Below are 22,588 nucleotides of genomic sequence, written 5' to 3' on the forward strand. Positions count from 1 at the left end.
GACGATCGAAACGGGTACTCGCTTAAAACACTTCTCAACGGACAGAACCGCTCTCCGGCGAAAATCCCCGGGTTTCGGTGTCCACGGGGACGAACTCCTCACCCGGAGTTCTCGATCGTGACTCGGTGGCCGGCGTGGATCCCGTGGCTCCGCATCCACCCGCGCGGGACTTCGAGGATGTACTTCCCCTCCCCAGTCCGTTCGATCGACTCGCCGTTCTCGTTCGGTCCGGGTGCCGGCGCTTCCCGGATCGCGTTGATCCGGCCGTCGGCCCCGATGAAGACTATGTCGAGCGGGTAGTCCATCTCACGCATCACGTAGGTGTGCTCGGAGCTCTGCTCGTAGGTGAACAGCATCCCGGAACCGTTCGCGAGCGAGGGGGTGTCGGAGAGCCCGGTGTACTTCTTCTGGTAGGTGTCGGCGATCCGGACGTCGACCGTCCCGAGGGTCCGAGAGCAGTTGTTCGTGATCGTCACCTCGGCACGGTCGTACTCCTGGGGGGTGCCCATCAGCGACATCGGCGAGGGAACCACGCCGGCGACCACCGCCGAGGTCACCACCAGCGCGACCACCGAAAGCCCGAAGACGATGTTCACGATGCGCTGGAGCGACATATCCGAGGCTGGTCGCGTGGAGCCTAAACCGTTCCGACGACCGACGGAAAGGGTTATTTTCCGTGCCCCGGTTCGCCCATACGGGGCTCGTGGTCTAGTTGGTTATGACGCGGCCTTTACAAGGCCGAGATCGGTGGTTCGAATCCGCCTGAGCCCACTGATTTTGCCGCGAACGAACGTGAGTGGCAAGCAGTGACGCGAGGGCGATTCGAATGGGAGAACGGGCGAGCCGTGAGCAGCGAGCGACGTTCGCGTAGTTCGAATCCGCCCGAGCCCATGAATTCCTGCGAACGATCGTGGTTCGATTCCGTCCGAGTCCACTCGATCGAATCGGTGATTCCCACAACCGTCGGTCGACGATTCGGTGCGTACGATGGATGAACGGCCCGTGAAGGATGGCACGGACCGTTCCGAAAGCAAGTCTTGCAGGCGATGGCAGCCCTTGGTAGCTGACTGCGGTCGTGTCGAGACGAGGATGGGGATTGAAACTACGGTCCGTACTCTCGGGAGGGGAAGGTTTCACACAGCAACGAGCTGCCGCCGTCTGTCGGTCCGAAAGGCATAACGAGGCACTGCGCGACGCTATCGACGGACGCTCACCGCGGATCATGGCACCGACCGACGCGTCGTTTCGTGGTAAGTGAGGGCATAGGCCGGCTTGCGACCGATGTGAATGATTTCATATAGCGGCCGGTCATGAGGGGCCGCATGGCGACCGAGGGTAAAGCCCGACCCGGTCCCCGGGACGACTACCCCTTCGCGCCGGACGAGGTTCCAGTGGTGGAGTGGAGCGGCGAGGTCGAGCACGACGACGGGTCGGAGGAGGCGTTGTTCGCGGCGACCGAGCGGCGGCTAGTCTGCGTGACGCGAACGGGCGAGGAGATCGTGGACTACACCCGGATCGCCGGGGTCGAAACGCGGTCCGAGAGCGGCGAGTCGGCTGGGGGGAGCTACCGCGACCTCACGGCCGGCGGGGTGGTGTTCACCGCCGCCGGGCTCGGAACGCTGGTGATCGCCGACCGGATCATCGGGATGTCGGTCGGTGTCGTGGTCGTCCTCATCGGTGTGCTGTTGCTCCTCGACGTGCTCCGGAACCTCCGGAGCGGGAGCGGGATGATGACGATCGAGGCGACGGTCGAACGTATTCGACTCGACCGGGTCGATGCCGCACCGCTCCAGATCACCGCCACGGAGCGGGTCGCGACGAGGCTCTGCGACCTCATCGCCGACGCACGCGACGAGCAATGAGTTACTGAACGGCTGAAAAACGTCTCGGTTCGACGGGTTCAGCGCCGACGCACGAGGAACGCGACCCCGAGCAACGCGATCACAGCTACGACGGGTCCGAAGCCGGGCCCGCTCCCGCCGCTGCCGCCGCTCTCGTTCCCGGCGCTCCCGTTCGCCTCGCCGCTCGTTCCGGCCCCGCCGTCGCTCGCGGCGGTCGTTTCGGCACCGCCCGAGTCGGCCTGGGTGGCGGCGCTCGTCGCGTCGCCCTCACCGCTGGTGGCGGTGCCGGAGCTGTCCTGGACCGTGACGTCCGCGATGTCGACGACCCGGCGGTCGGAGTCGCCCTGATAGACCGGCTCGTCGGCGTCGGCGTCGAACGCACCGTTGCCGTTGGAGTCAGCGTAGAGCACCGCGGTCAGGGACTCCGAACCGTTCAGCGGGCGGTTGAGCTCGATACGGATGTTATCGGCGACCCCGCCGTTGAGGAGGTACGACGACCCGATGACCCGCTCCTCCCCGCCGCTGGTACCGTTGATGACGATGAAGCCGTTGGTGGGGAGCGTCGCCGAGTCGACGAGGATCGTCTCACCGCTCGACTCCTGGTCGTTGAACGTGATGCTCGGCCCGTCCGACGCGCCGGCGGTGCCCGTGCTCCCGTCGGCGGTCGCCGCCTCGGTGGCCGAGTCACTCGCCGTGGTCGTGCTCTCCGCCGTCGTGGTGTTCCCGGTATCGGTCGTCGACTGCTGCGGATGGAGGGGGCCCGTGGCCGCGAGCGCGCCGCCAGCGCCGGCACCCACTATCAACAGGGCCGACACGAGGGCGACAACGAGGGTATTCGTTCGCATGTTGGATACCGGTAGAAAGCCATGAACCATAAAAGTAGACATCCGCGCTCGCACCGGCGGCCCGAACACGGGGACGACGGCCGTATCGATCGCATGACTGTCCATGGTCGGCGCGGTCGAACCGAGCCCCAGTGACCACCGAAGCGGGAGTCACCCGCGGGCTTATTCCGCCGGGCGCGTAGGTTCGGTATGAGCGGTCTCAGTCTCGACGGCACCCAGCTCGACCGGTACTCGCGTCACATCATCATGGACGGCGTGGGACCCGCGGGCCAGTCGGCGCTGCTCGATTCGCGCGTGCTCGTCGTCGGTGCCGGCGGGCTCGGTTCGCCCGTCATCGAGTATCTCGCGGCCGCGGGCGTCGGAACCCTCGGGATCGCCGACGACGACGTCGTCGAACGGAGCAACCTCCAGCGCCAGGTGATCCACGGCGACGGTGACGTGGGTCGAAAGAAGGTCGAGAGCGCGGCCGCGTTCGTCGCGGACCTGAACCCCGACGTCGCGGTCGAACCCCACGACGTCCGCGTCGGACCCGACACCGTCGCCGACCTCGTCGCCGACTACGACTTCGTGGTCGACGGGGCCGACAATTTCCGGACGCGGTACCTCGTCAACGACGCGTGTACGCTCGCGGGGATCCCCTTCTCCCACGGCGCGATCTACCGCTTCGAGGGCCAGATCACGACCTTCACCCAGGGTTCGCCGTGCTATCGGTGTCTGTTCGCCGAAGCCCCGCCCGCCGGCACGGTCCCCGACTGCGCGACCACGGGCGTGCTCGGCGTGCTACCGGGGGTCGTGGGCTCGATACAGGCCACCGAGACCGTCAAACACCTCGTCGGGATCGGCGAGAGCCTCGACGGCCGACTGCTCCACTACGACGCGCTCGGGATGAACTTCGAGGAACTCCCGATCAAATCGGATCCGGACTGTCCGGTCTGTGGCGAGAACGGTATCGAGTCGGTCGACGAGGTCGAGTACGTCGGGTCGTGTGCGGTCGCGGAGTAAGTGAACAGACCTGGTCAGTCGGCAGGACCATCGGTTGAGTCCGTGAGTACGGTCACGGCCGTGCCGAGGTCATTCACCACGAATAGATCGGCCGACTCGTCGACGAGGTCGATCCGGAGTCGGTTCCTGAGGCCGCCACCGAACAACGTATCGAGGAAGCCACCGGTCAAACGTGGTTCCGTATCGACAGTTTCGATGTCTTCGAGCGAGACGCTCCATCGTCTTCCGGCGAGAGCGTGATCGAGGTGGTGTGGATTGAACAGGAGCCGTGCGTTCGTCAAGAATAGCTTTCCGCCTACTTGGCGGCGACCTTGAAGGTGGTTGGCAGCACGACTCCATTCGATCCGCTCGTCGGCATCCGCGTCGTGGCTCGTGACCCACCAGTCTCCGATCCGATTTCGAGTGGGTGGTCGGGATCCAGTCATGGTTCGATCGGTGTCGCCTGCAAAGACCGGGCGACGTCCGACGGCGGCGCGTCGAACAGTTCGGGCTGGACCAGCCCCGCGAGGTGTTCGAGCGAATCGACGAGCCGCGGCCCGGGGCGGTTCATGAACCGGTGGCCATCGAGCGCGTAGGCGCGGCCCTCCCGGACGGCGGTGAGGTCGTGCCAGCCCTCGCGCTCGGTGAGGTCCGCGAGGTTCTCGGCGGTCTGGTCGAGGTCGAAGCCGCAGGGGGCGACCACGAGCACCTCGGGGTCGTACTCGCGGATCGCGTCCCACTCGCGCGGGCGCGAGGCACCGCCGGGTTCGGTGAAGCCCTCGGACCCACCCGCGAGCTCGACCATCTCGGGGACCCAGTGACCGGCGGTCATCACGGGATCGGTCCAGTCGAGCACCGTCACGCGCGGGCGGCGCTCGACGGATCCCGTCGCCGCCTCGACCGCCGCGACGCGGGCTTCGAGGGCCGCAACGAGTTCCTCCGCACGCTCCTCTCGTCCCACGGCCCGTCCTACGCGTCGGATGTCGCCGAGCACGTCGTCGATGGAGTGCGGGTCGGTCGTGAGCACCTCACAGTCGAGGTCCAACCGGTCGATGGCCTCCCGCACGAGCACCGAATCCACGGCACAGACGTCACAGATCCCCTGGGAGACCACGAGGTCGGGGTCGAGCCGGTCGAGGGTCGCGAGGTCGATGTCGTAGACCCCCTCGCCCTCCTCGGCTTCGAGGACCTGGCTATCGATCTCGGCGCTCGACGCCTCGGCATCCACTCGCGAGCGGTTGACGGCGGGTTTCTCGGTCACCGCCGGTGGGTAGTCGCACTCGTGGGAGACCCCGACGGGTTCGACCCCGAGCGCGGAGACGATCTCGGTCGCCGACGGGAGCAGCGAGACGACGCGCATGGGTCGAGATGGGGCGGCGAAGCCAAAGCCTTCGTGGTCGAACGGGTTTTCACCGCGACGGCGCAAGACCGACCATGCAGACGACCGCCGGGACCTATCGCGTCCTCCGGAGCCCACGCGACCCCGACGAACTCCTCCTGCTCGACGTCGAGAGCCAGGATCCGACGTACGTCCCCTCGACCGGCTACGAGGGCGACCTCGCGGAGCGGGTGGCGGAACTCGAAGCCGGCAACCGGATCGCGGCCGAGATCGTCTGGGCGGACGGCCCGCGGTTCGCGGCCGTCGAGACCGAGACCGAAACCACCGTCGAGTTCGTCGACGGCGCGACGGGGATCTTCGAGGCCGCACGCGAGACGTGGAACGAGGCCGAGCGCGAGGGACGGGCGATGAACTCCCGGGTGACCAGGGACACCGACGGCGAACCGAACGGGGTGGTCTACACCTTCGCGAAGCAGTCGGGCGAACGCGACCTCTTCACCGAGTTCCGGGACGGCGTCACCCCGCTCGAACCGCTGATCGACCGGCTCGCGGAGGGCGCGGAGCCGCCGTTCGCGGGCTTCGTCATCCGACCGGCGGACGAACCGTTCGTCCTCGTCGCGCTCGCGATCGACCGGACGGGACCGCTCGCCGAGACCATCCGCGAGACCTACGCTGGGGCCGCCCGAACGACGCACGGTTTATAGGACGGGCCGGTGAAAGGCGCGGTATGCTCGACGAGGCAGACCGCACGGACCTGGAGAACGTTCGGCTGCGGCTCCGCGTGCTGAGCGGGATGCACAAGCTCGACGCGATCGAACACGCCGACGACCTCACCGACCGCGAGGCGGCCGAGCGGGAGGGGAAAAGCGTCGCCTACGGCAAGGCCGCCGACCACATCGCGGCGGTGCTCGACGGCGAGTACGAGCAGACCGGGATCAACGACCTCGTCTCCGAACTCCCCGCCGACTGGAGCCTCAACCTCCTCCGGTACGCCGCCTACAGCGAACGCACGGACGAGTGAGAGCAGGGCGGACCGCGGTCGGAAAATTCGTGACGGAAATGGACGAATTTATTTGAGGTTTGGGTGTGGAAATTTCTATGGGCGCGATCTCCGCGGTTTCGAGCGCCGGTGCGGCACTGCGTCGGAATCCGATCATCTTCGCGGCGATGGTCGTCGTCGTGGCGGTCAGTCTGCTCTCGACCGTCGTCCAGTTCCTCCCCATGCCGAACGACCCCCTCGTTTCCGGCCTGCTCGGCACGGCAATCTCGCTCGTCGTCACGGTCTTCGTCTACCCGTTCATCGAGGGCGGGATCATCGGGATGGCGCACGAAGGCGTGGTCGGTCACACGGGCTTCGGGACGTTCCTCAGCGAAGGCCGGGAGAACTACGTCGGGCTCCTGCTCGCGAACGTCCTCATGTTCGTGATATTCATCGCGGCCATCATCGTCTATCTCATCGTCTCGCTCCTGGTCGCGCTCGTCACTGGGTTCGCGATAGGTGGCATGGGTGGCGGCGGTGGGCTCGCGGGCGGGATGGGACTCGGTGCGGGACTCGTCTTCACCGGCATCTCGGCGCTCCTCATCGTCGGACTCCTGCTGGTGCCGTTCTTCCTCCAGTTCTACCGGGCGGCGATCGTCGTCGACGACGCCGGCGTCACGGACTCGTTCCGACGGAGCGCGGGGCTGGTTCGGGAGAACTTCGCGAAGACCCTCGGCTACAACGTCATCGCTCTGCTCGTCAACCTCGTTTCCGTCATCCCGATCGTCTACTACGTCGTTACCCACGTCGCCGTCTCGGACGCCCCGGCGACCGCCGCCACGAACGGGTTTCTCGGGACGTCGCCCTCCGGTGGCCTCGTGTTCTTCATCGCCTCGGGGGTACTGTCGCTCCTGATCGGTGCGTTCCTGCGAACCTACTACGTGGCCTACTACACCGACAGAACCGAGGGACGACCCGAACCCACCGCCTGAGTCACGAGCACTCCGGTCGGAAGAGCGTCGAGACGAACCGAATGGCGAGTCGTCGACGTGGGGGTCACGAGAAACGGACCGTTGGACTGACTCGATTCGAGTACCGTCGGTACCGCGGTTCGCTAAAGAATTCGAAGTTCGGTTAGGCGATCAGTCGTCGGCGGGGGCCGCGCCCGAGCTCCCTTCCTGCTGGGCCTTGGTGTGGGGCAGCTTGCCGCCGTCGGCGAGGATCTCGCGCTCGCGGTCGGAGGCCTTGAGGGTGCCCGTGGCTTCCCAGTCGTCGTTCACGCGGATCGTGAACTCGGTCTCGCCGGAGCGGACGGCCTCGTCGACGTCGTCGACGATCTCGATGTCGTCGCCCTGGTCGATTTTCTCATACGTGTCCTCGTCGATCTCCAGCGGCAGGAGGCCGAAGTTGAAGAGGTTCGCCTTGTGGATCCGCGCGAAGCTCTGGGCGAGCACCCCTTCGACGCCGAGGTACATCGGGCAGAGCGCCGCGTGCTCACGCGAACTCCCCTGACCGTAGTTCTCGCCGGCCACGAGGAAACCACCGTCGGAGTCGAGCGCGCGCTGGGCGAACTCCTCGTCGACTCGCGAGAGGGTGAACTCCGAGAGCTTCGGGATGTTCGACCGGTACATCAGGATGTCCTGGGTCGCGGGGATGATGTGGTCGGTCGTGATGTTGTCCTGCATCTTCAGCAGTGCCGGCCCGCCGAGGTCGGATTCGAGCGGGTCCTTCAGGGGCACGTCGCCGATGTTCGGGCCCTTCACGAGCCCGTCGTCGACCGCGTTGTCCGGCGAGATGAGGTCGGCGGTCGAGCCGTCGTAGACGTCGGCCATCTCGAAGCCGGGGTCCTCGATGTCGTCGAGGTCGCGCGGGTCGGTGATCTCGCCGGTGATCGCCGCGGCGGTGGCGACCTCGGGCGAGCAGAGGTAGACCGAGTCGTCCTCGATACCCGAGCGGCCCTCGAAGTTGCGGTTGAAGGTCCGGAGCGAAACGGAGTCCGAAGCCGGCACGTGGCCGATGCCGATGCAGGCCCCACACGTCGCCTCGGAGAAGTTGACGCCGGCGGCCATCAGCTCGGCCGTCCAGCCCTCGCGGGCGAGGAGCTCGGAGGACTGCTTCGAGCCGGGCGCGATGATCATGTCCGTGCGCTTGTCGACCTGCTGGCCTTCGAGCATCTTCGCGGCCGGGAGGATGTCCTCGTAGGCACCGTTGGTACAGGAGCCGATCATGACCTGGTCGACGTCCGTCCCGGCGACCTCGCTCACGGGGACGACGTTGTCGGGCATCGACGGCGTGGCGATCAGGGGTTCGAGCTCGTCGAGGTTCACCACGATCTCGTCGGCGTACTCGGCGTCGTCGTCGGCGCTCAGGTCGACGTACTCGTCCTCGCGTTCGAGCCGCGAGAGGAACTCCTTGGTGTTGTCGTCGGTCGGGAAGATCGAGGTGGTCGCGCCGAGCTCGGTCCCCATGTTGGTGATGGTGGTCCGCTCGGGCACGGAGAGGCTCTCGATGCCGGGGCCGGTGTATTCGAGCACCTTGCCGACGCCGCCCTTCACCGAGAGCTCGCCGAGGAGGTGGAGGATGACGTCCTTGGCGGTGGCCCACTCGGGGAGTTCGCCTTCGAGACGGACGCTGACGACTTCCGGCATCTCGATGTAGTACGGCCCGCCGCCCATCGCGACGGCGACGTCGAGACCGCCCGAACCGATGGCGAGTTCGCCCATCCCACCAGGAGTCGGGGTGTGGCTGTCCGAGCCGAGCATCGTCTTGCCCGGTGCGGCGAAGCGCTCCTTGTGGACCTGGTGGCAGATACCGTTGCCCGGGCGCGAGAAGTGCGCGCCGAACGTGCCCGCCGCCGACCGGAGGAAGCGGTGGTCGTCGGAGTTCTTGAAGTCGAACTGGTAGGTCTGATGGTCGCAGTACTGCGCAGCGAGCTCGGTCTGGACCTCGTCGAGGCCGAGCGCCTCGAACTGGAGCCAGACGAGCGTCCCCGTCGTGTCCTGAGTCAGGACCTGGTCGATCTCGATCCCGATCTCCTCGCCGGTTTCGAGTTCACCTTCGACGAGGTGGTCGGAGAGGATCTTCTCCGTTAGCGTTTTTCCCATAGCACGTACCTATCCGCTACCCATCGGTATAAATCCCGTGCGTTTCGCACGAAAGACCGCCATACATCGCAAGTCTTGCCGCTCCGCTCGATTCCGGGGACTCCGGTACGGCTTTGTATGCCGATAGGGACGGTGTGGTATGTACAAAAGCGGTGCGTTCGTCGCCGAGCACGTCACGCCCGTCACCGACGAACAGGTCCAGCCCAACGGGGTGGACCTCACGCTCGAAGCCGTCTTCGAACAGCGCGAACCCGGCCGGATCGGTATCGAGAGCAAGGAAGTCGGCGTGCGCCACCGTCGCCGCGAACACGTCGTCGAGGGGTTCGGCGAGAGCGACACCACCGACCCCTACTACCTCCCGCCGGGGGGCTACGTCGCCCGCTACACCGAGATCGTCCGGATCCCCGAGGGTCACGTGGGGTTCGTCTATCCGCGCTCGTCGCTGCTGCGCAACTCGTGTATGCTGAACACCGCGGTCTGGGACGCGGGCTACGAGGGCCGCGGCGAGGGGCTGCTCCAGGTCCACCACGACATCGAGATCGAACGCGGTGCGCGGGTCGCACAGCTCGTCCTCTGTGAGGCCGACCACGACGATGTCTACGACGGGAGCTATCAGGGCGAGAACGTCGAGTGAACGGTCAGGAAAACGAGCGTCGTGGTCGTGTGCGGACGCGGAGCAGCATTTGATCGGGGAGACGGATCATCGGACGAGACCACGTCACGGCCCTGGTCGACTGTTTCGCGAGTACTGTCACCGACTCCCGCGACAGCGAACCACGATTGGTCTGCATCGAGGCGGATCGTTCGTGCGTCTCGCGTGCATCGACAGCGAGCCGTGTTTTAGGCATACCTAAAATTATAGGCGTGGGGGACGAACTGCCGAAGGCAGATGAGACACAGCAACCGACCGGCCCCCGACGTGGCGGCGGTCGACCGTCAATACCGCGGTCGACGGGGACCACGGAGCGTTCGTGAAGCGTCCGAGCAGCGTGACCGAACCGATGTCGAAACCGAAGCGCGGTCGGCGCGTGACACACGGAGTGACCGATGACGGGGACCCAACGGATGGCGGAGATCGCCGACTTCACTGGACTCGGCGCTGAATCGTTCGTCCCGCTCTTCGAGAACGGGGAGCCGCGGGTAAATCACCTCCATCTCGACGCTGGCGAGCGCATCGAGCCGCATCGCCACGCCGCGCGAACGGTGCTCTTCGTGGTTCTCGACGGCGAGTTCGAACTACACGTTGGGTCGGAGACGTACGAGCTGCCCGCCGGGCGTGTCGCGCGATTCGACGGGGAGCGAGAGTTCTCGCCCGTGGCGGTCGAGGCGAGCACCGCGCTAGTGATCCTGACGTCGGTATCGGGGGGAGCCTGATGGCCCGGAAATCGCTCGAAAACCACCCGCCCACTGGGTCCTCGCCGAGATGGGCAAACGCGTGCTCCGGCCGGGCGGTCGGGAGCTGACGCTTGAACTCGTCGACGCACTCGACATCACTCCCGGCGACGACGTGGTCGAGTTCGCCCCAGGAACGGGGTTCACCGCGCGGCTCGCGCTCGACCACGAACCAGGGTCGTACACGGGCGTCGAACTCGACCGGGAGGCGGCGAACGCACTGGCGACCGAACTCGACCGTCCCGACTGCGAGATCGTCGTCGGAAACGCGGGTGCCACGACGCTCGACTCGGCGTGCGCGGACGTGGTCTACGGCGAGGCACTGCTGACGATGCAGCCCGAGAGGGGGAAAGCGAGCATCGTCAACGAGGCCGAACGTCTCCTCCGACCGGGTGGCACGTACGGCATCCACGAACTCGGACTGATACCCGACGACATCGACGACGAGTCGAAATCCCGAATTCGGGAGGACCTCTCGCATGTCCTGAAGGTCAACGCGCGGCCGCTAACCGAGTCGGAGTGGGTTGATCACCTCGAAACGGCGGGGTTCGAGGTCGTCTGGCAGGGCCGTGCCCCGATGGCGCTGCTCGACCCGCGGCGGATGATCGACGACGAGGGGCTCCGCCGAACGATGCGGTTCGGGTTCAATCTGCTCGCGAAGCCCTCGGGGCGGAGACGGGTCAGAAAGATGCGGTCGGTGTTCGACCAGTACGAACAGCATATGAACGCGGTCGCCGTCGTCGCGAAGAAGCGCTAAGCACGGGCGTCCCCCACCCAGTCGAGCGCCCGTCGTTCGCGGCCTAGTTCGAGTCCTCGTTCTGGAGCTCTTCGAGTTCGGCTTCGACCTCGGGGTCGGCGGGTTCGTCGCTGCCCGCACTCGAACCGCCGTCGTCCGTGTCGGTCGTCTCGGCGGTCTCCGTTTCGGTTTCCGTGGACGTACTCGACGACCCACCGCCACCCATCTCGCCCCGGAGGGTTTCGAGTTCGGCCTCGACCTCGCTGTCGGTGCCGAGCGATTCGAGCTCGCGGTCGATGCTGTCCTTGTCCGAGAGCGCGTCCTCGAAGGCCCCCGACTCCTCGAGTTCGTCCATCGCCTCGGCGCGGGCCTCCATGTCCTCGGTGCGTTCGTTTGCGCGTTCGATCGAACGGCCGACGTCCTCCATCTCGTCGCCCGCCCCGGTCATCGCTTCGGAGACACGCGTGCTCGCCTCGGCGGCCTCGTAGCGCGCCTTCATGGTCTCCTTCTGGGTCCGGAACTCCTCGATCCGACCCTGGAGGGTGTTCTTCTTCTCGACCAGCTGGTCCTGGGTGTTCTGGAGGTCGGCGATCTGGCTCTCCAGATCCTCGATCTGAGTCATCTTCTGTTTCTTCTTTTCGAGGGCCTGCCGCGCGAGGTCGTCGCGGTCCTGGCGCACCGCCTCGCGGGCCTGCTCGTTGTGCTTGTCGACGTTCTCCTCCAGCCGTCGTTTCTGGATCTCGAGGCGTTTCTTCTGGGTGGTGAGGTCCGCGATCCCGCCTTTCACGTCCTGTAGCTGGTCGCGGAGCTGTTCGTAGGAGTAATCCAGTGCCTCGCTCGGGTCCTCGGCGTTGTTGAGGATCGCGTTGAGCCGCGACCGAACCACGTACGACGCGCGTGAAAGGATGCCCATACCGGCCCCTAGCGTCCCGCCATCTTAAAACACCGCCCGTTCGCAGACGAGGCCGATGACCGTGGTTATTCCCGGCGGGCGCGACGTCCGCGGAACGCTCGACACCCCCGAGGACGTGAACAAGAACGACCGCTTCGAGCGACTCGTCGTGGCGTGTCCACCCCACCCGCAGGACGGCGGCACCCGCTCGGACCAGCGGCTCACCGCCGTGAGCGACGCGCTCTGCGAGGCGGGGATCGCCTGCCTCCGGTTCGACTACGGAGCGTGGGACGAGGGCCGCGGCGAGCAGGAAGACGCCAAAAGCGCCGTCGAGTGGGCGCGCGAGCGCGCGGATCAGGTTGGACTCTTCGGGTTCAGCTTCGGCGCGACGATGGCGCTGTGCGCCGCGAGCGATATCGAGGGCCTCTGGGGCGTGTGTGCGCTCGCGCCCGACCGTGGCGAGGGCGAAAGCGACGCGGTGGCCGCGCTCGACGGGATCGACGATCGAGTGAAAGTTCTCTACGCCGAACGCGATACGACCGCCGACTGGGAGCCCGTGGTCGAGCGCGCCCGCGACCTCGATATCGCCGTCGAGGGGCTCTCGGCCGACCACTTCTTCCTCGGGCAGGCGGAGAAGGTCGCGGTGCGGGTCGTGGCGTTCTTCGAGGGGAACTGAGCCCGTTTCCCGCCTCAGTCCGTCAGCCCGTAGCCGCGTTTGAACAGCAGGACGTCGACCCCGACCATCACCGCCGCCGCGACGGCGAGGACGACGAGCGAGACCGTCGGGTCGATGTCGGCGGTCCCGAGGAAGCCGTAGCGGAGGCCGTCGACCATGTAGACCATCGGGTTGAGGAGCGAGACGGTCTGCCAGATGGGGGGCAGCGCCGAGAGCGGATAGAAGACCGCCCCGAAGAACACCAGCGGCCGGATGATGAACTGGTTCATCACCGTGAGGTAGTCGAAGTCCTCGGCCCAGAGCCCGCCCAGGACCCCGAAGGCCGCGAAGAGCACCGTGATCACGAGCACGAAGCCCACGGTGTAGACCGGGTGGGCCGTGCCCACCGGCGGCACGCCGGGGTCGAGGTTCGTGAAGACCACGCCGACGAGCGTGACGAGCGCCGCGATCACGATCCCGCGGAGCGCGCTCGCCGAGATGTACGAGCCGACCATCTCGACGTACGAGAGCGGCGCGGTCTGGACCTCGTGGATGTAGGCGTTCCAGCGACCGTGGAAGATGGTGAAGGAGGCGTTCTGGAAGGCGTCGCTGGTCGCGCCGAGCACGACGAGCCCCGGGAGGATGAACAGGATGTAGGGCGTCCCGCCGGTCGCGTTGATCCGCCCGCCGAGGATCACCCCGAAAACCACGAAGTAGAGCGCGTTGGTGATGACAGGAGGGAGAAACGTGTTCCACGGCCGCCGGACGTACCGGAGCACCTCGCGGCGGAGCAGGGTTCGCGCGCCCGTCGAGACCACGCTCACTGCGAGGCCCCCGGTGGGGCGGCGGCCTCGGCGTCACGTTCGGGATCGTCGAGGTCGCCGGTCGCCGGTTCCTCGTCGTGGCTCGTCAGCGAGATGAACACCTCTTCGAGCGACGTCCGCGAGATGTCGACGTCGACCACGGTGTGGCCCTGGCGGTCGAGGTCACGGACGAGCGCCGGGGTGACTTCGCCACCCGAAGCGGCCGAGACGGTGAGGAGGTCGCCGTCGAGGTCGACGTCGGTGACGCGGTCGTCCGTGACGGCCGGGGTCGAGGTCGGCGGGTCGCGGAGCCGGAGGCGGACGGTGTCGTCGCCTTTCGCCATCAGGTCGGCCGGGCTCGCGACCGTGACCTTTTGGCCCTGGTCCATGATGGCGACCTCGTCGCAGAGCTGTTCGGCCTCCTCGATGTAGTGGGTCGTCAGGAGCACCGTCAATCCGTCCTCGTTGAGGTCGGTGATGATCTCCCAGAGGTCGTGGCGGAGTTCGACGTCGACGCCCGCGGTGGGTTCGTCGAGGATCAGGAGGTCCGGGTCCGAGACCAGCGCGCGGGCGAGCATGAACCGGCGCTTCATCCCGCCGGAGAGCCAGTCGAATCTGGAGTTTCGCTTCTCGTAGATACCGACCGTTTTGAGCGCCTCGTCCGCCCGGCGGCGGGCTTCTTCCCCATCGACGCCGTGATAGCCCGCCTGGTGGAGCAGGACCTCGCGAACCGGGAAGAACCGGTCGACGTTGAACTCCTGGGGGGCGAGGCCGATCCGCGAGCGGACCTCGCGGTAGTCGGCCTCGACGTCGTTGCCGAACACCAGCGCCTCGCCGCCGGACTTCGAGACCAGCCCGACGAGGATGTTGATGAAGGTTGTCTTGCCCGCGCCGTTCGGGCCGAGCAGCCCGAAGAACTCGCCCTGCTCGATGTCGAGCGAGAGGCCGTCGAGCGCCTGCACGTCGCCGTAGTTCTTCGTGAGGTCGGTCGTCGAGATGGCGAGTGACACTACGCGAACGGAGGCGTGGGAGGCGATTAAGGGTGTTGACCTCGGCGAATCGAGCCGGGCGCAGGTCGGGGCGGACGCAAAGCGAAACGTGCTTTTCGGGGCTTCGACAACGGGGCGCAGTGTCCACCGCAACCGACCGTCGAAGCCAGTTTTTCGCGCTCTATCTCGTTCGGTTCGCGGGGCGCTTCGGCTACTCGACGCTCATCGTGCTCCTCCCCTACTACGTCAACCGGCTCCACGCCTCGGGGCTGACGACCGGGCTGTTCTACTCGGGCTTCACCGCCGCCCAGTTCCTCGCGGTCGTGCCGCTGGCGTGGGCCGGCGACCGCTACGACAAACGCGTCGTGCTCGGCGGCTGTCTCGCCGTCGGGGCCGTGGTCTACGCGCTGTTCACACAGGTCGTCTCGCCGGCGACCCTCGTCGGCATCCGCGCGCTCCAGGGTATCGTGGTGGTCGGGATCGGTCTCCTGACGTTGGCATTCGTCGGCGAACTCGCCAGCAAGGAGACCCGCGCGAACGTCATCGGGAAGTCGAACGCCGCACGCTTCGCCGCCGCCATCGCGGGGAGCCTCACCGCCGGCGTAGTCTACCAACACTCCGGCTTCGCGCTCGTCTTCTGGCCCCTCGTCGCGCTCTACGTCGTCACCTTCCTCGCGGTCGTCCTCGTGCTCGAACCCGACGAGACCACGATTCGTGGGATCCCCTTCACCGGCCTCGCGTTCAACCGCCGCATCCGCACCCTCAGCGTCTTCCGGGCGCAGTACTCGGTCGCCGTCACCCTCGTCCGGACGTGGGTGCCGCTCTTTGCAGGCGTGGTGGCCGCCCGGGGCGGCCTCGAGATGGTCCCGATCGCCGTCACGCTCGTGATCACCGCCGAGAAGCTCGCGAACCTCGTGCTCCAGCCCACGATAGGATCGCTCTCGGACCGCTACGGCCGCGCGCTGTTCGTCTTCGTCGGCGGCGGGACGTACGGGATCGTCGCGCTCGCCGTGCCCTTCACCCCCGCCGTCGGGACGGCGCTCGGCCTCCCCGATGCGATCCCTGCGGTCGGCTACGTCTCCGCCGCGTTCGTACCGCTGCTCGTACTCAACGCCCTGCTCGGCGTCACCGAGGCCTTCCGCGAACCTGCGAGCATGGCGCTGTTCGCCGACGAGGGGAGCGACGACGACGAAAGTGGCGTGGCCGCGAGCTTCGGGATCCGCGACCTCGTCTGGCGACCCGGCAGCCTGCTCGCCCCCGTCGTCGGCGGCTGGCTGATGAGTTCGGTCGGGATGGCGTGGGTGTTCTACCTCGGCGGGCTGGTCGCCGTCAGCGGCTCCCTCAGCTTCCTGTACGCTCTCGTGCGTGCCCACGGCCGCGGCGCGCTCACCGAGTGGTAGCCACCCCGATAGCCCGTTGGACCTGGTTCGGTGAGCGAAGCTCAGAGCAGCAGCTGCACGGTCCAGAGCACGACCATCCCGATACCGATGGTCGCGAACATGTTCTTCGTTCGCCACGCAACCACCACGGCGACCCCGGCCGCGAGGAGCTTCGCCGGTTCGTAGACGAGGTGTGGCGTCGGTGCGGCCGAAAGCGAGAGTATCGAGGGGACGGCGAGCGCGGCGAACACCGTCACCGGGATGAACCGGAGGGTGCCCGTGAGCCGCGGCGGTACCCGCTCCAGCCGACCGATCAACGGGAGGAAGGAGAGCCGGAACAGGTACGTCGCACCCCCGACGACGGCGATGACCAGCCAGACCGCCGTCGTGGTGTATTCGGCCGTCATCCCGACCCCTCGTTCGTCGTGTCCGCCCCGCCGTCCGACCGCGGTTCCCGGTCGACCGTCGGGAAGGTCCCCCGGTGGACTTCGACCGCCACGCCGGCGGCGATCCCGACGAGCGCCGCCGCGACGAGGCTCAGGTTGAACGGCAGGACGGCGGCGACGAGGCTCACGCCGGCCGCGACGAGCGCGGCGACCACGGTCGAGCGGTCGTCGAGCGTCGTGAACAGCAGCGCCAGGTAGGTGAGCGGGATGGCGAACTCCAGGGAGAGCCCCGCGGGGAGGTTCGCTCCGAGGACTATCCCGAGCGCGGTGCTCACGACCCAGGTCGTCAGCATCGCGACCCCGGAGCCGAGGTAGAACCGCTTGTGATGCTGGACGTCGGGCCCCGAGTTCCGGAACTCGGTGATGGCGACCGCGTAGGTCTCGTCGTTGAGGAAGTACGCGCTGACCCACTTGGCGGGGCCGCTGAGCCGCCGGAAGTACGGCGCGATCGACGCGCTGTACATGGTGTGCCGGACGTTCATGACGACGGCCGTCATGACCACCACCGCGACGGGCGCGCCCTGCCCCATGAGGTCGATGGCCGCGAGCTGGGCCGCGCCCGCGAAGACGAGAACCGACATCCCGACCATCTCGACGGGCGAGAGGCCGACGTTCGAGGCGGTCACCCCGACGATCAGCCCGAACGGGAGGACCCCGAGGAGGAGCGGGGCGGTGGCCTTCGCGCCGGCGACGAGATCGTGTCGGGCGCTCATCCCGTCCAGCACCCGTGCGTGAGACGTGTCATGGATGGACTGGACCTCCGAAACCATTTTGTCCTCCGGTTGCAGACCGTTGCTATGCCGACAAACTCCGCGAGTCCCGACGGGGGACCCAAATTCGTTTTCGTCACCGGGGGCGTGATGAGCGGCCTCGGGAAGGGAATCACCGCGGCGAGCACGGGCCGCCTCCTCGAGAACGCCGGTTTCGACGTCACGGCCGTCAAGATCGACCCCTATCTCAACGTCGACGCGGGCACGATGAACCCCTACCAGCACGGCGAGGTATACGTCCTCAACGACGGCGGCGAGGTCGACCTGGATCTCGGGAACTACGAACGGTTCCTCGACGAGGACATGAGCTTCGACCAGAATATTACGACTGGCAAGCTCTACAAGAACGTCATCGAGAAGGAGCGCGCCGGCGACTACCTCGGGAAAACAGTACAGATAATCCCCCACATCACCGACGACATCAAGCGCCGCATCAGGGAGGCCGCCGCGGGCCACGACGTCTGTCTCATCGAGGTCGGCGGAACGGTTGGAGATATCGAGGGCGGCCCCTACTACGAGGCGATCCGACAGTTCACCCACGAGGAGAACGAGGAGGACGTCCTGCTGGCGCACGTCACCCTCGTTCCCTTCTCGAAGAACGGCGAGCAGAAGACCAAACCCACCCAGCACAGCGTGAAGGAGCTCCGCTCGATCGGGCTCCAGCCCGACATCGTGGTCGGGCGGTGTGAGGAGAAACTCGACCCCGACACCAAGGAGAAGATCGCGCTGTTCTGTGACGTCCCGAGGGAGGCCGTCTTCTCGAACCCCGACGTCGAGGACATCTACCACGTCCCCCTCGTCGTCGAGGAGGAAGGGCTCGACGAGCACGTCATGGAGCGCCTGGATATCGAGGACGCGGCACAGCCGGCCGCCGAACGCGCGGGCTGGTGGCGCGACGTCGTGACCCGCGAGAAGTCCGGGACGGTGAAGGTGGCGCTCGTCGGGAAGTACGCGCTCGAAGACGCCTACCTCTCGATCCACGAGGCGCTGAAGCACGCGGGTCTCGAGCACGGCGTCGAGGTCGAGGTGCTCTGGGTCGACGCCGAGGAGATGGCGAACACCCACCAGCGCCGGGTTCGGGAGGCCGACGCCATCGTGGTCCCCGGCGGGTTCGGCACGCGCGGCACGCGCGAGAAGATCGACGCCGCGCGATACGCCCGCGAGAACGAGGTGCCCTACCTCGGGCTCTGTCTCGGCTTCCAGATGGCCGTGATCGAGTACGCCAGAAACGTCCTCGGGCTGGAAGGAGCCCACTCGACCGAGATGGTCCCCGAGACCCCCCATCCCGTCATCGGGTTGCTGCCCGAACAGTACGACGTCGAGGACCTCGGAGGCACCATGCGCCTCGGGGCTCACGCGACCGAGATCCAGCCGGGAACGCTCGCGGCCGAGTTATATGGGGAATCGTGTACCGAACGCCACCGCCACCGCTACGAGGTCAACCCCGAGTACATCGACGACCTGGAGGCGGAGGGACTCCGCTTCTCGGGCCGGGCGAACAACCGGATGGAGGTCCTCGAACTCGACGACCACCCGTTCTTCTTCGGTACCCAGTTCCACCCCGAGTTCCGGTCGCGACCGGGTCGGGCGAGCCCGCCGTTCGTCGGGTTGCTCGACGCCGCCATCGAGAAGGAACCGACCGAGACCACCGAGGTCGAGGTCTGATGGTCGACCCCGAAGAGTTCATCGACGAGGCGGTCGCGGGGATCGAGGCCGACGTCGGCGACGCGAGCGCGGTGATCGCGCTCTCCGGCGGTGTGGACTCGTCCGTGGCGGCGGCGCTGGCCTACGAGGCGCTCGGCGACCGACTGACCCCCGTCTACGTCGACACCGGCCTGATGCGAAAGGGCGAGACCGAACAGGTCGAGGAGACCTTCTCCTACATGGAGAGTCTCCAGGTCGTCCACGCCCAGGAACGGTTCCTCGACGCGCTCGCGGGCGTGACGGACCCGGAGGAGAAACGGCACGTCGTCGGCGAGCGATTCATCCGCGAACTCGAAACCGAGGCGCGCGAGACGGACGCCGACTACCTCGTCCAGGGCACCATCTACCCCGACCGGATCGAGTCGGAGGGCAACATCAAGTCCCACCACAACGTCGGCGGGCTCCCCGACAGAGTCGACTTCGAGGGGATCGTCGAACCCGTTCGCGACCTCTACAAGGACGAGGTCCGCGAGGTCGCCCGCGAACTCGGCCTCGACGACCTCGTGGCCGAGCGGATGCCGTTCCCGGGTCCCGGTCTCGCGGTGCGGGTGCTCGGCGAGGTCACCGAAGAAAAGCTCCACGTCGCGCGCGAGGCGACCCAGGCCGTCGAGGAGGAGTTGGAAAACGCCGACTACGAGCCCTGGCAGGCGCTCGCGGCGGTCATCGGGAAGGCCACGGGCGTGAAGGGGGACAACCGGGTCCACGGCTGGGTAGTCTCCGTGCGGGCGGTCGAGAGTCGGGACGGCATGACCGCGCGCGCCCTCGAAGTCGACTGGGACACCCTCCAGCGCCTCCAGAGCCGGATCACGGGATCGCTCGACAACGTCTCGCGTGTCGTCTACGACGTGACCCATAAACCGCCCGCGACCATCGAGTATGAGTGATGTGGGTGTTTCGCGTCGCTCATCAGTGACCAAACTTCCCGCCGAGTTCTGTCCTCGATGCGGCAGTCCGCTGAAGTCGACGCGATTCGAGGGGCGCGACCGGCGCTACTGCGAGGCCTGTGACCGGATCGTCTTCCAGCAACCGGGCGTGGCAGCCAACGTCGCGGTCGTCGACGGGGAAGACGTGTTGTTGGTCCAGCGAGGGCGACCACCTCACGAAGGCTCGTGGGCGTTGCCCGGCGGTGCAGTGGAGCACGACGAACCCCTCGCGGTGGCTGCGGCACGCGAACTCCGGGAGGAAACGAACGTCGAGGCGTCCCCGGTGGACCTCGTCCCGTTCGACACGTGGCAGTCCGACTTCTCGGATGGTGTCTACGCCGTCGCGGTCGGATTCGTCGTTTCGCGGGCCGATACAGCCGGCGAGCCGGCGGCGGGGTCCGACGCAGCGGACGCGCGATTTCGACCACTCGACAGTGGCCTATACGAAGACCTACGACCAGGAGCGAAAGCGAGAACTCGACGGGCGATCGAGGCAGTAGAATGACCGACCAGAAAGCGGTCGTCGCGGGTCCGGACCTCGACGGCCTCGGCGACGCACTCGAAGCCGAGGGTGTCGAAGTCTCGTGGGTCGAGGGCATCGCCAACCGGCCGGCGCTCGAAGACGCCGGTATCAGCGAGGCCGACGTCTTCGTCCTCACCGACGTCGAACAGGCCACCTCGATCCCGGTAGTCGTGGACCTGGTGGGACGGATCAGGATCGTCGTCTACTCGCGCGATTCGCTGCCGGAGTTCGCGAAGGGGCAGGCGGATCTCCTCGTCGACCCCGCGCTGCTCGACGCGCGAACGGTGGCCGAAGAACTCGCTGCGGACAATTAGAACGACGAGATCAGGCCGTCGACGCTCTCGTCGCCCTCGACGTGGCGCTCGTTGTAGGTCTCCATGAACTCGCGAGCGGTGCCGATGGCGGTGTCGCGACCCTCGATCTCCTCGCGGAGGACGTCCGGCCCATCACCTGTCTCGCGGATCGCGTTCACCTGCCAGACGTCTTGGTCGGTGTCGGCGGCGTTCGTCGCGGGCTGGAGGTGGAGCTCGATGGAGTCGCGCTCGTACTGGATCGGCTGCTGTGGGTTGTACTGGCCGCCCTGTTGGTCGGTGTCCTCGATTCGGCTCCAGCCGTTCGGCAGGTCGTCGGTACTCATCGTCCCATCCCTCGTCGTCCGGCACCAAAGCGTCCCGGTTCTTCAGCGGTCGGCGGCGAGGTCCGCGAGGCGCGCGTCGCCGTCGCGGACGAACGGCACTCCATGACCCATCCCGAGCACCGAGAAGGCGGGGACCCGCTCGTCGACCGACCGGATGCTCTCGGCGACGGTGTCGGTGTCGTGGCTCATCGCCCACCCGGAGGGCGTGAGTCGGCCGGACCCCTCGAAGACGAGGTCGCCGAAGAACCCCGCCGAGAGGGTCTCACTCACGAACGCGGTGTGGCCGGGGGTGTGACCCGGCGTGTGGTAGGCCGTGAAGGAGCCCACAGTATCACCGTCGGCGACGATTTCGACCGGGAGGTCGGGGGTGTCGACAAACGGGCCCGCAACGCGCTGGAACGCACCCTTTCGGTTGCCGAGTCGGGGCTTCTCGTCGCCGGTGAGGACCGCCGCGTCCGCCCGCCCGGCGTAGACCGTGGCGTCGAGGTCGTCGAGTTTCGCAAGTGCACCGACGTGGTCGAAGTCGTAGTGAGTGAGCAGCACGCGCTCGATCTCGCTCACTCGGTGCCCCGCCCCCTCGACCTCGGCCTCGATCGTCGCGGCGTCGAACGGCGTGCCGGCGTCGACGAGGGTGAGCACGTCGTCCTCGACGAGGTAGGCGTTCACGCCCGAGAGCTCGAACCACCAGATACCGTCCGCGAGCTGGGTCGCCATGCCGTCCCTTCGACCGGCGAGCGGAAAGCTCTCGGGGTCAGAACGGGAGTCGCGCCCGGACGAAGCTCGACGCGGTCCGGGAGGCCGATGGCCGTCGGATCGCCCGCATCTCCTCGTCGGTGAGTTCGAAGTCGAAGACTGCGAGGTTGGCCTCGATGTGTTCCGGCGAGGTGGACTTCGGGATCGTCGAGACGTTCTCCTGTTGGATCAGCCACCGGAAGGCGACCTGGGCGGGCGTCTTGTCGTAGCGTGCGCCGATCTCGCTCAGCAGGGGATCGGAGACCGCACCGCCGTGGGCCAGCGGGCTGTAGGCCGTCAGCATGATGTCGTGGATCTGGCAGTAATCTAGGACTGTGGACTGGTCCCAGAATGGGTGATACATCACCTGGTTCGTGAGGATCGGCGCGTCGGCGATTTCACAGGCGGAATGGAGGCGTTCGACGCCGAAGTTCGAGACCCCGATGTGGTCGACCAGGCCGTCGTCGACGAGTTCGTCCATCGCGCCGAGGGTCTCTTCGAGCGCTACCCCACGATTCGGCTGGTGGATCAGGAGGAGGTCGACCGAGTCGGTCTGGAGCTTCCGGAGGCTGGTCTCCGTGGACTCGATCACCGAGTCGTGGTCGCGGTTCGACATCGCGAGCTTCGTGGTGAGGAAGACCTCGTCGCGGTCGACGGCCGCACCGGAGATCGCCGCGCCGACCTGGCGCTCGTTGCCGTACATCTGGGCGGTGTCGATGTGGCGGTAGCCACAGTCGAGCGCGGTCGCGACCGCACGCCGGCAGGTCGGGCCCTTCATGCGCCACGTGCCGAGACCGAGCGCCGGGATCTCGGTGTCCTGAACGGTAACGTACTCCATGTCCGGACGACGGCCGGCCGGCGTATATACTGTGGCCCGGCGGAGAGTTTCGCGGATCGGCGAAAGCACTACCCGGTCCG

At 67.0% G+C, this 22,588-nt stretch carries 27 protein-coding genes and 1 tRNA gene; 15 read left to right on the forward strand and 13 right to left on the reverse strand.

What is annotated here, in order from left to right; translation table 11 throughout:
* Nucleotides 1-98: 98 nt before the first annotated feature.
* Nucleotides 99-614 carry a DUF192 domain-containing protein gene (locus tag GT355_RS09790; protein ID WP_160134472.1) on the reverse strand — a complete coding sequence of 172 codons (516 nt, stop codon included), beginning with the start codon at nt 612-614 and terminating at the stop codon, nt 99-101.
* 83 nt (nt 615-697) lie between these two features.
* Here GT355_RS09790 and GT355_RS09795 point away from each other — a divergent pair.
* Together GT355_RS09795 and GT355_RS09800 are read left to right on the forward strand one after the other, a co-directional pair.
* Nucleotides 698-771, forward strand: a tRNA-Val gene (locus tag GT355_RS09795).
* Nucleotides 772-1,322: 551 nt separating this feature from the next.
* Nucleotides 1,323-1,862, forward strand: coding sequence for a hypothetical protein (locus GT355_RS09800; RefSeq protein ID WP_160134473.1), 540 nt, complete (start codon nt 1,323-1,325; stop codon nt 1,860-1,862).
* 38 nt (nt 1,863-1,900) lie between these two features.
* Here GT355_RS09800 and GT355_RS09805 read toward each other — a convergent pair whose 3' ends face one another.
* Entirely contained in the window at nt 1,901-2,686 is a 786-nt protein-coding gene (locus GT355_RS09805; protein WP_160134474.1) for a DUF7282 domain-containing protein, read from the reverse strand.
* Between the two features lie 189 nt (nt 2,687-2,875).
* Here GT355_RS09805 and ubaA point away from each other — a divergent pair, with 189 nt between their 5' ends.
* Complete coding sequence (gene ubaA, locus GT355_RS09810; protein WP_160134475.1) at nt 2,876-3,688, forward strand: SAMP-activating enzyme E1; 813 nt, start codon at nt 2,876-2,878, stop codon at nt 3,686-3,688.
* A 14-nt stretch (nt 3,689-3,702) separates the two neighbouring features.
* Here the strand turns inward: ubaA and GT355_RS09815 are convergent, their stop codons facing one another.
* Nucleotides 3,703-3,969 carry a hypothetical protein gene (locus GT355_RS09815; protein WP_160134476.1) on the reverse strand — a complete coding sequence of 89 codons (267 nt, stop codon included), beginning with the start codon at nt 3,967-3,969 and terminating at the stop codon, nt 3,703-3,705.
* A 140-nt stretch (nt 3,970-4,109) separates the two neighbouring features.
* On the reverse strand, nt 4,110-5,027 hold the full coding sequence (locus GT355_RS09820) for a cobalamin-binding protein (RefSeq protein ID WP_160134477.1): 918 nt from the start codon (nt 5,025-5,027) through the stop codon (nt 4,110-4,112).
* Between the two features lie 74 nt (nt 5,028-5,101).
* On the opposite strand from GT355_RS09820, the gene GT355_RS09825 reads away from it, so the two are divergent.
* From GT355_RS09825 to GT355_RS09835, 3 genes are all read left to right on the forward strand, one after another.
* A complete protein-coding gene (locus GT355_RS09825) occupies nt 5,102-5,710 on the forward strand; it encodes a DUF6663 family protein (RefSeq protein ID WP_160134478.1) in 609 nt (202 codons plus the stop codon).
* Nucleotides 5,711-5,733: 23 nt separating this feature from the next.
* Entirely contained in the window at nt 5,734-6,027 is a 294-nt protein-coding gene (locus tag GT355_RS09830) for a hypothetical protein (RefSeq protein ID WP_120072058.1), read from the forward strand.
* Between the two features lie 77 nt (nt 6,028-6,104).
* Nucleotides 6,105-6,977: a DUF7847 domain-containing protein gene (locus GT355_RS09835; protein WP_160134479.1), complete on the forward strand. Its 873-nt coding sequence runs from the start codon at nt 6,105-6,107 to the stop codon at nt 6,975-6,977.
* 150 nt (nt 6,978-7,127) lie between these two features.
* On the opposite strand, the gene GT355_RS09840 is transcribed toward GT355_RS09835, so the two are convergent.
* The gene (locus GT355_RS09840; RefSeq protein ID WP_120074115.1) at nt 7,128-9,089 is read right to left on the reverse strand and encodes an aconitate hydratase; all 1,962 of its coding nucleotides are present in this window, start codon (nt 9,087-9,089) and stop codon (nt 7,128-7,130) included.
* A gap of 139 nt (nt 9,090-9,228) precedes the next feature.
* Here GT355_RS09840 and GT355_RS09845 point away from each other — a divergent pair, with 139 nt between their 5' ends.
* The 3 genes from GT355_RS09845 (at nt 9,229) to GT355_RS09855 (ending at nt 11,238) form a co-directional block, all read left to right on the forward strand.
* The gene (locus tag GT355_RS09845; RefSeq protein WP_120074113.1) at nt 9,229-9,723 is read left to right on the forward strand and encodes a deoxyuridine 5'-triphosphate nucleotidohydrolase; all 495 of its coding nucleotides are present in this window, start codon (nt 9,229-9,231) and stop codon (nt 9,721-9,723) included.
* Nucleotides 9,724-10,136: 413 nt separating this feature from the next.
* Entirely contained in the window at nt 10,137-10,463 is a 327-nt protein-coding gene (locus GT355_RS09850; RefSeq protein ID WP_205250439.1) for a cupin domain-containing protein, read from the forward strand.
* Between the two features lie 49 nt (nt 10,464-10,512).
* Nucleotides 10,513-11,238, forward strand: coding sequence for a class I SAM-dependent methyltransferase (locus GT355_RS09855; protein WP_160134480.1), 726 nt, complete (start codon nt 10,513-10,515; stop codon nt 11,236-11,238).
* Nucleotides 11,239-11,281: 43 nt separating this feature from the next.
* On the opposite strand, the gene GT355_RS09860 is transcribed toward GT355_RS09855, so the two are convergent.
* Complete coding sequence (locus tag GT355_RS09860) at nt 11,282-12,130, reverse strand: PspA/IM30 family protein (RefSeq protein ID WP_160134481.1); 849 nt, start codon at nt 12,128-12,130, stop codon at nt 11,282-11,284.
* Between the two features lie 55 nt (nt 12,131-12,185).
* On the opposite strand from GT355_RS09860, the gene GT355_RS09865 reads away from it, so the two are divergent.
* On the forward strand, nt 12,186-12,785 hold the full coding sequence (locus GT355_RS09865; RefSeq protein ID WP_160134482.1) for an alpha/beta hydrolase: 600 nt from the start codon (nt 12,186-12,188) through the stop codon (nt 12,783-12,785).
* Between the two features lie 14 nt (nt 12,786-12,799).
* Here GT355_RS09865 and GT355_RS09870 read toward each other — a convergent pair whose 3' ends face one another.
* Together GT355_RS09870 and GT355_RS09875 are read right to left on the reverse strand one after the other, a co-directional pair.
* Nucleotides 12,800-13,588, reverse strand: coding sequence for an ABC transporter permease (locus tag GT355_RS09870; protein WP_160134483.1), 789 nt, complete (start codon nt 13,586-13,588; stop codon nt 12,800-12,802).
* Entirely contained in the window at nt 13,585-14,577 is a 993-nt protein-coding gene (locus GT355_RS09875) for an ABC transporter ATP-binding protein (protein WP_160134484.1), read from the reverse strand. The genes GT355_RS09870 and GT355_RS09875 overlap by 4 nt, the downstream gene beginning before the upstream one ends.
* A gap of 119 nt (nt 14,578-14,696) precedes the next feature.
* Between GT355_RS09875 and GT355_RS09880 the strand changes: the two genes are divergently transcribed.
* Nucleotides 14,697-15,956, forward strand: coding sequence for an MFS transporter (locus GT355_RS09880; RefSeq protein WP_160134485.1), 1,260 nt, complete (start codon nt 14,697-14,699; stop codon nt 15,954-15,956).
* A gap of 41 nt (nt 15,957-15,997) precedes the next feature.
* Here GT355_RS09880 and GT355_RS09885 read toward each other — a convergent pair whose 3' ends face one another.
* Both GT355_RS09885 and GT355_RS09890 read right to left on the reverse strand, forming a co-directional pair.
* Nucleotides 15,998-16,342, reverse strand: a complete 345-nt coding sequence (locus GT355_RS09885; RefSeq protein ID WP_160134486.1) for an AzlD domain-containing protein — start codon at nt 16,340-16,342, stop codon at nt 15,998-16,000.
* Complete coding sequence (locus tag GT355_RS09890; protein ID WP_240145771.1) at nt 16,339-17,151, reverse strand: AzlC family ABC transporter permease; 813 nt, start codon at nt 17,149-17,151, stop codon at nt 16,339-16,341. Before GT355_RS09890 ends, GT355_RS09885 begins: the two co-directional genes overlap by 4 nt.
* A 27-nt stretch (nt 17,152-17,178) precedes the next feature.
* Here GT355_RS09890 and GT355_RS09895 point away from each other — a divergent pair, with 27 nt between their 5' ends.
* The 4 genes from GT355_RS09895 to GT355_RS09910 are packed head-to-tail and all read left to right on the forward strand — an operon-like array spanning nt 17,179 to nt 20,615.
* A complete protein-coding gene (locus GT355_RS09895) occupies nt 17,179-18,816 on the forward strand; it encodes a CTP synthase (protein WP_160134487.1) in 1,638 nt (545 codons plus the stop codon).
* Nucleotides 18,816-19,739 carry a glutamine-hydrolyzing GMP synthase gene (gene guaA / locus GT355_RS09900; protein WP_120074097.1) on the forward strand — a complete coding sequence of 308 codons (924 nt, stop codon included), beginning with the start codon at nt 18,816-18,818 and terminating at the stop codon, nt 19,737-19,739. Before GT355_RS09895 ends, guaA begins: the two co-directional genes overlap by 1 nt.
* Before the next feature lie 25 nt (nt 19,740-19,764).
* Complete coding sequence (locus GT355_RS09905; RefSeq protein ID WP_160134488.1) at nt 19,765-20,283, forward strand: NUDIX domain-containing protein; 519 nt, start codon at nt 19,765-19,767, stop codon at nt 20,281-20,283.
* On the forward strand, nt 20,280-20,615 hold the full coding sequence (locus GT355_RS09910) for a DUF7126 family protein (protein WP_160134489.1): 336 nt from the start codon (nt 20,280-20,282) through the stop codon (nt 20,613-20,615). Before GT355_RS09905 ends, GT355_RS09910 begins: the two co-directional genes overlap by 4 nt.
* On the opposite strand, the gene GT355_RS09915 is transcribed toward GT355_RS09910, so the two are convergent.
* The 3 genes from GT355_RS09915 to GT355_RS09925 are packed head-to-tail and all read right to left on the reverse strand — an operon-like array spanning nt 20,612 to nt 22,508.
* Nucleotides 20,612-20,938: a hypothetical protein gene (locus tag GT355_RS09915; RefSeq protein ID WP_160134490.1), complete on the reverse strand. Its 327-nt coding sequence runs from the start codon at nt 20,936-20,938 to the stop codon at nt 20,612-20,614. The genes GT355_RS09910 and GT355_RS09915 overlap by 4 nt on opposite strands.
* Before the next feature lie 42 nt (nt 20,939-20,980).
* The gene (locus tag GT355_RS09920) at nt 20,981-21,652 is read right to left on the reverse strand and encodes an MBL fold metallo-hydrolase (RefSeq protein ID WP_160134491.1); all 672 of its coding nucleotides are present in this window, start codon (nt 21,650-21,652) and stop codon (nt 20,981-20,983) included.
* A 37-nt stretch (nt 21,653-21,689) separates the two neighbouring features.
* Nucleotides 21,690-22,508, reverse strand: a complete 819-nt coding sequence (locus GT355_RS09925; protein ID WP_160134492.1) for an aldo/keto reductase — start codon at nt 22,506-22,508, stop codon at nt 21,690-21,692.
* Nucleotides 22,509-22,588: the final 80 nt, after the last annotated feature.

It is taken from the genome of Halococcus salsus, assembly GCF_009900715.1.
GTDB classification, from domain to species: domain Archaea; phylum Halobacteriota; class Halobacteria; order Halobacteriales; family Halococcaceae; genus Halococcus; species Halococcus salsus.

What these genes read in the sequence shown, in the direction of transcription:
- GT355_RS09865 (WP_160134482.1), top strand. Translation starts at nt 12,186, where the DNA reads ATGACCGTGGTTATTCCCGGCGGGCGCGACGTCCGCGGAACGCTCGAC.
- GT355_RS09825 (WP_160134478.1), top strand. Translation starts at nt 5,102, where the DNA reads ATGCAGACGACCGCCGGGACCTATCGCGTCCTCCGGAGCCCACGCGAC.
- GT355_RS09805 (WP_160134474.1), bottom strand. Translation starts at nt 2,686, where the DNA reads ATGCGAACGAATACCCTCGTTGTCGCCCTCGTGTCGGCCCTGTTGATA.
- GT355_RS09835 (WP_160134479.1), top strand. Translation starts at nt 6,105, where the DNA reads ATGGGCGCGATCTCCGCGGTTTCGAGCGCCGGTGCGGCACTGCGTCGG.
- GT355_RS09915 (WP_160134490.1), bottom strand. Translation starts at nt 20,938, where the DNA reads ATGAGTACCGACGACCTGCCGAACGGCTGGAGCCGAATCGAGGACACC.
- GT355_RS09855 (WP_160134480.1), top strand. Translation starts at nt 10,513, where the DNA reads ATGGGCAAACGCGTGCTCCGGCCGGGCGGTCGGGAGCTGACGCTTGAA.
- GT355_RS09925 (WP_160134492.1), bottom strand. Translation starts at nt 22,508, where the DNA reads ATGGAGTACGTTACCGTTCAGGACACCGAGATCCCGGCGCTCGGTCTC.
- GT355_RS09910 (WP_160134489.1), top strand. Translation starts at nt 20,280, where the DNA reads ATGACCGACCAGAAAGCGGTCGTCGCGGGTCCGGACCTCGACGGCCTC.
- GT355_RS09845 (WP_120074113.1), top strand. Translation starts at nt 9,229, where the DNA reads ATGTACAAAAGCGGTGCGTTCGTCGCCGAGCACGTCACGCCCGTCACC.
- GT355_RS09920 (WP_160134491.1), bottom strand. Translation starts at nt 21,652, where the DNA reads ATGGCGACCCAGCTCGCGGACGGTATCTGGTGGTTCGAGCTCTCGGGC.
- GT355_RS09800 (WP_160134473.1), top strand. Translation starts at nt 1,323, where the DNA reads ATGGCGACCGAGGGTAAAGCCCGACCCGGTCCCCGGGACGACTACCCC.
- GT355_RS09860 (WP_160134481.1), bottom strand. Translation starts at nt 12,130, where the DNA reads ATGGGCATCCTTTCACGCGCGTCGTACGTGGTTCGGTCGCGGCTCAAC.
- GT355_RS09850 (WP_205250439.1), top strand. Translation starts at nt 10,137, where the DNA reads ATGACGGGGACCCAACGGATGGCGGAGATCGCCGACTTCACTGGACTC.
- GT355_RS09885 (WP_160134486.1), bottom strand. Translation starts at nt 16,342, where the DNA reads ATGACGGCCGAATACACCACGACGGCGGTCTGGCTGGTCATCGCCGTC.
- GT355_RS09830 (WP_120072058.1), top strand. Translation starts at nt 5,734, where the DNA reads ATGCTCGACGAGGCAGACCGCACGGACCTGGAGAACGTTCGGCTGCGG.
- GT355_RS09890 (WP_240145771.1), bottom strand. Translation starts at nt 17,151, where the DNA reads ATGGTTTCGGAGGTCCAGTCCATCCATGACACGTCTCACGCACGGGTG.
- ubaA (WP_160134475.1), top strand. Translation starts at nt 2,876, where the DNA reads ATGAGCGGTCTCAGTCTCGACGGCACCCAGCTCGACCGGTACTCGCGT.
- GT355_RS09820 (WP_160134477.1), bottom strand. Translation starts at nt 5,027, where the DNA reads ATGCGCGTCGTCTCGCTGCTCCCGTCGGCGACCGAGATCGTCTCCGCG.
- guaA (WP_120074097.1), top strand. Translation starts at nt 18,816, where the DNA reads ATGGTCGACCCCGAAGAGTTCATCGACGAGGCGGTCGCGGGGATCGAG.
- GT355_RS09790 (WP_160134472.1), bottom strand. Translation starts at nt 614, where the DNA reads ATGTCGCTCCAGCGCATCGTGAACATCGTCTTCGGGCTTTCGGTGGTC.
- GT355_RS09840 (WP_120074115.1), bottom strand. Translation starts at nt 9,089, where the DNA reads ATGGGAAAAACGCTAACGGAGAAGATCCTCTCCGACCACCTCGTCGAA.
- GT355_RS09895 (WP_160134487.1), top strand. Translation starts at nt 17,179, where the DNA reads ATGCCGACAAACTCCGCGAGTCCCGACGGGGGACCCAAATTCGTTTTC.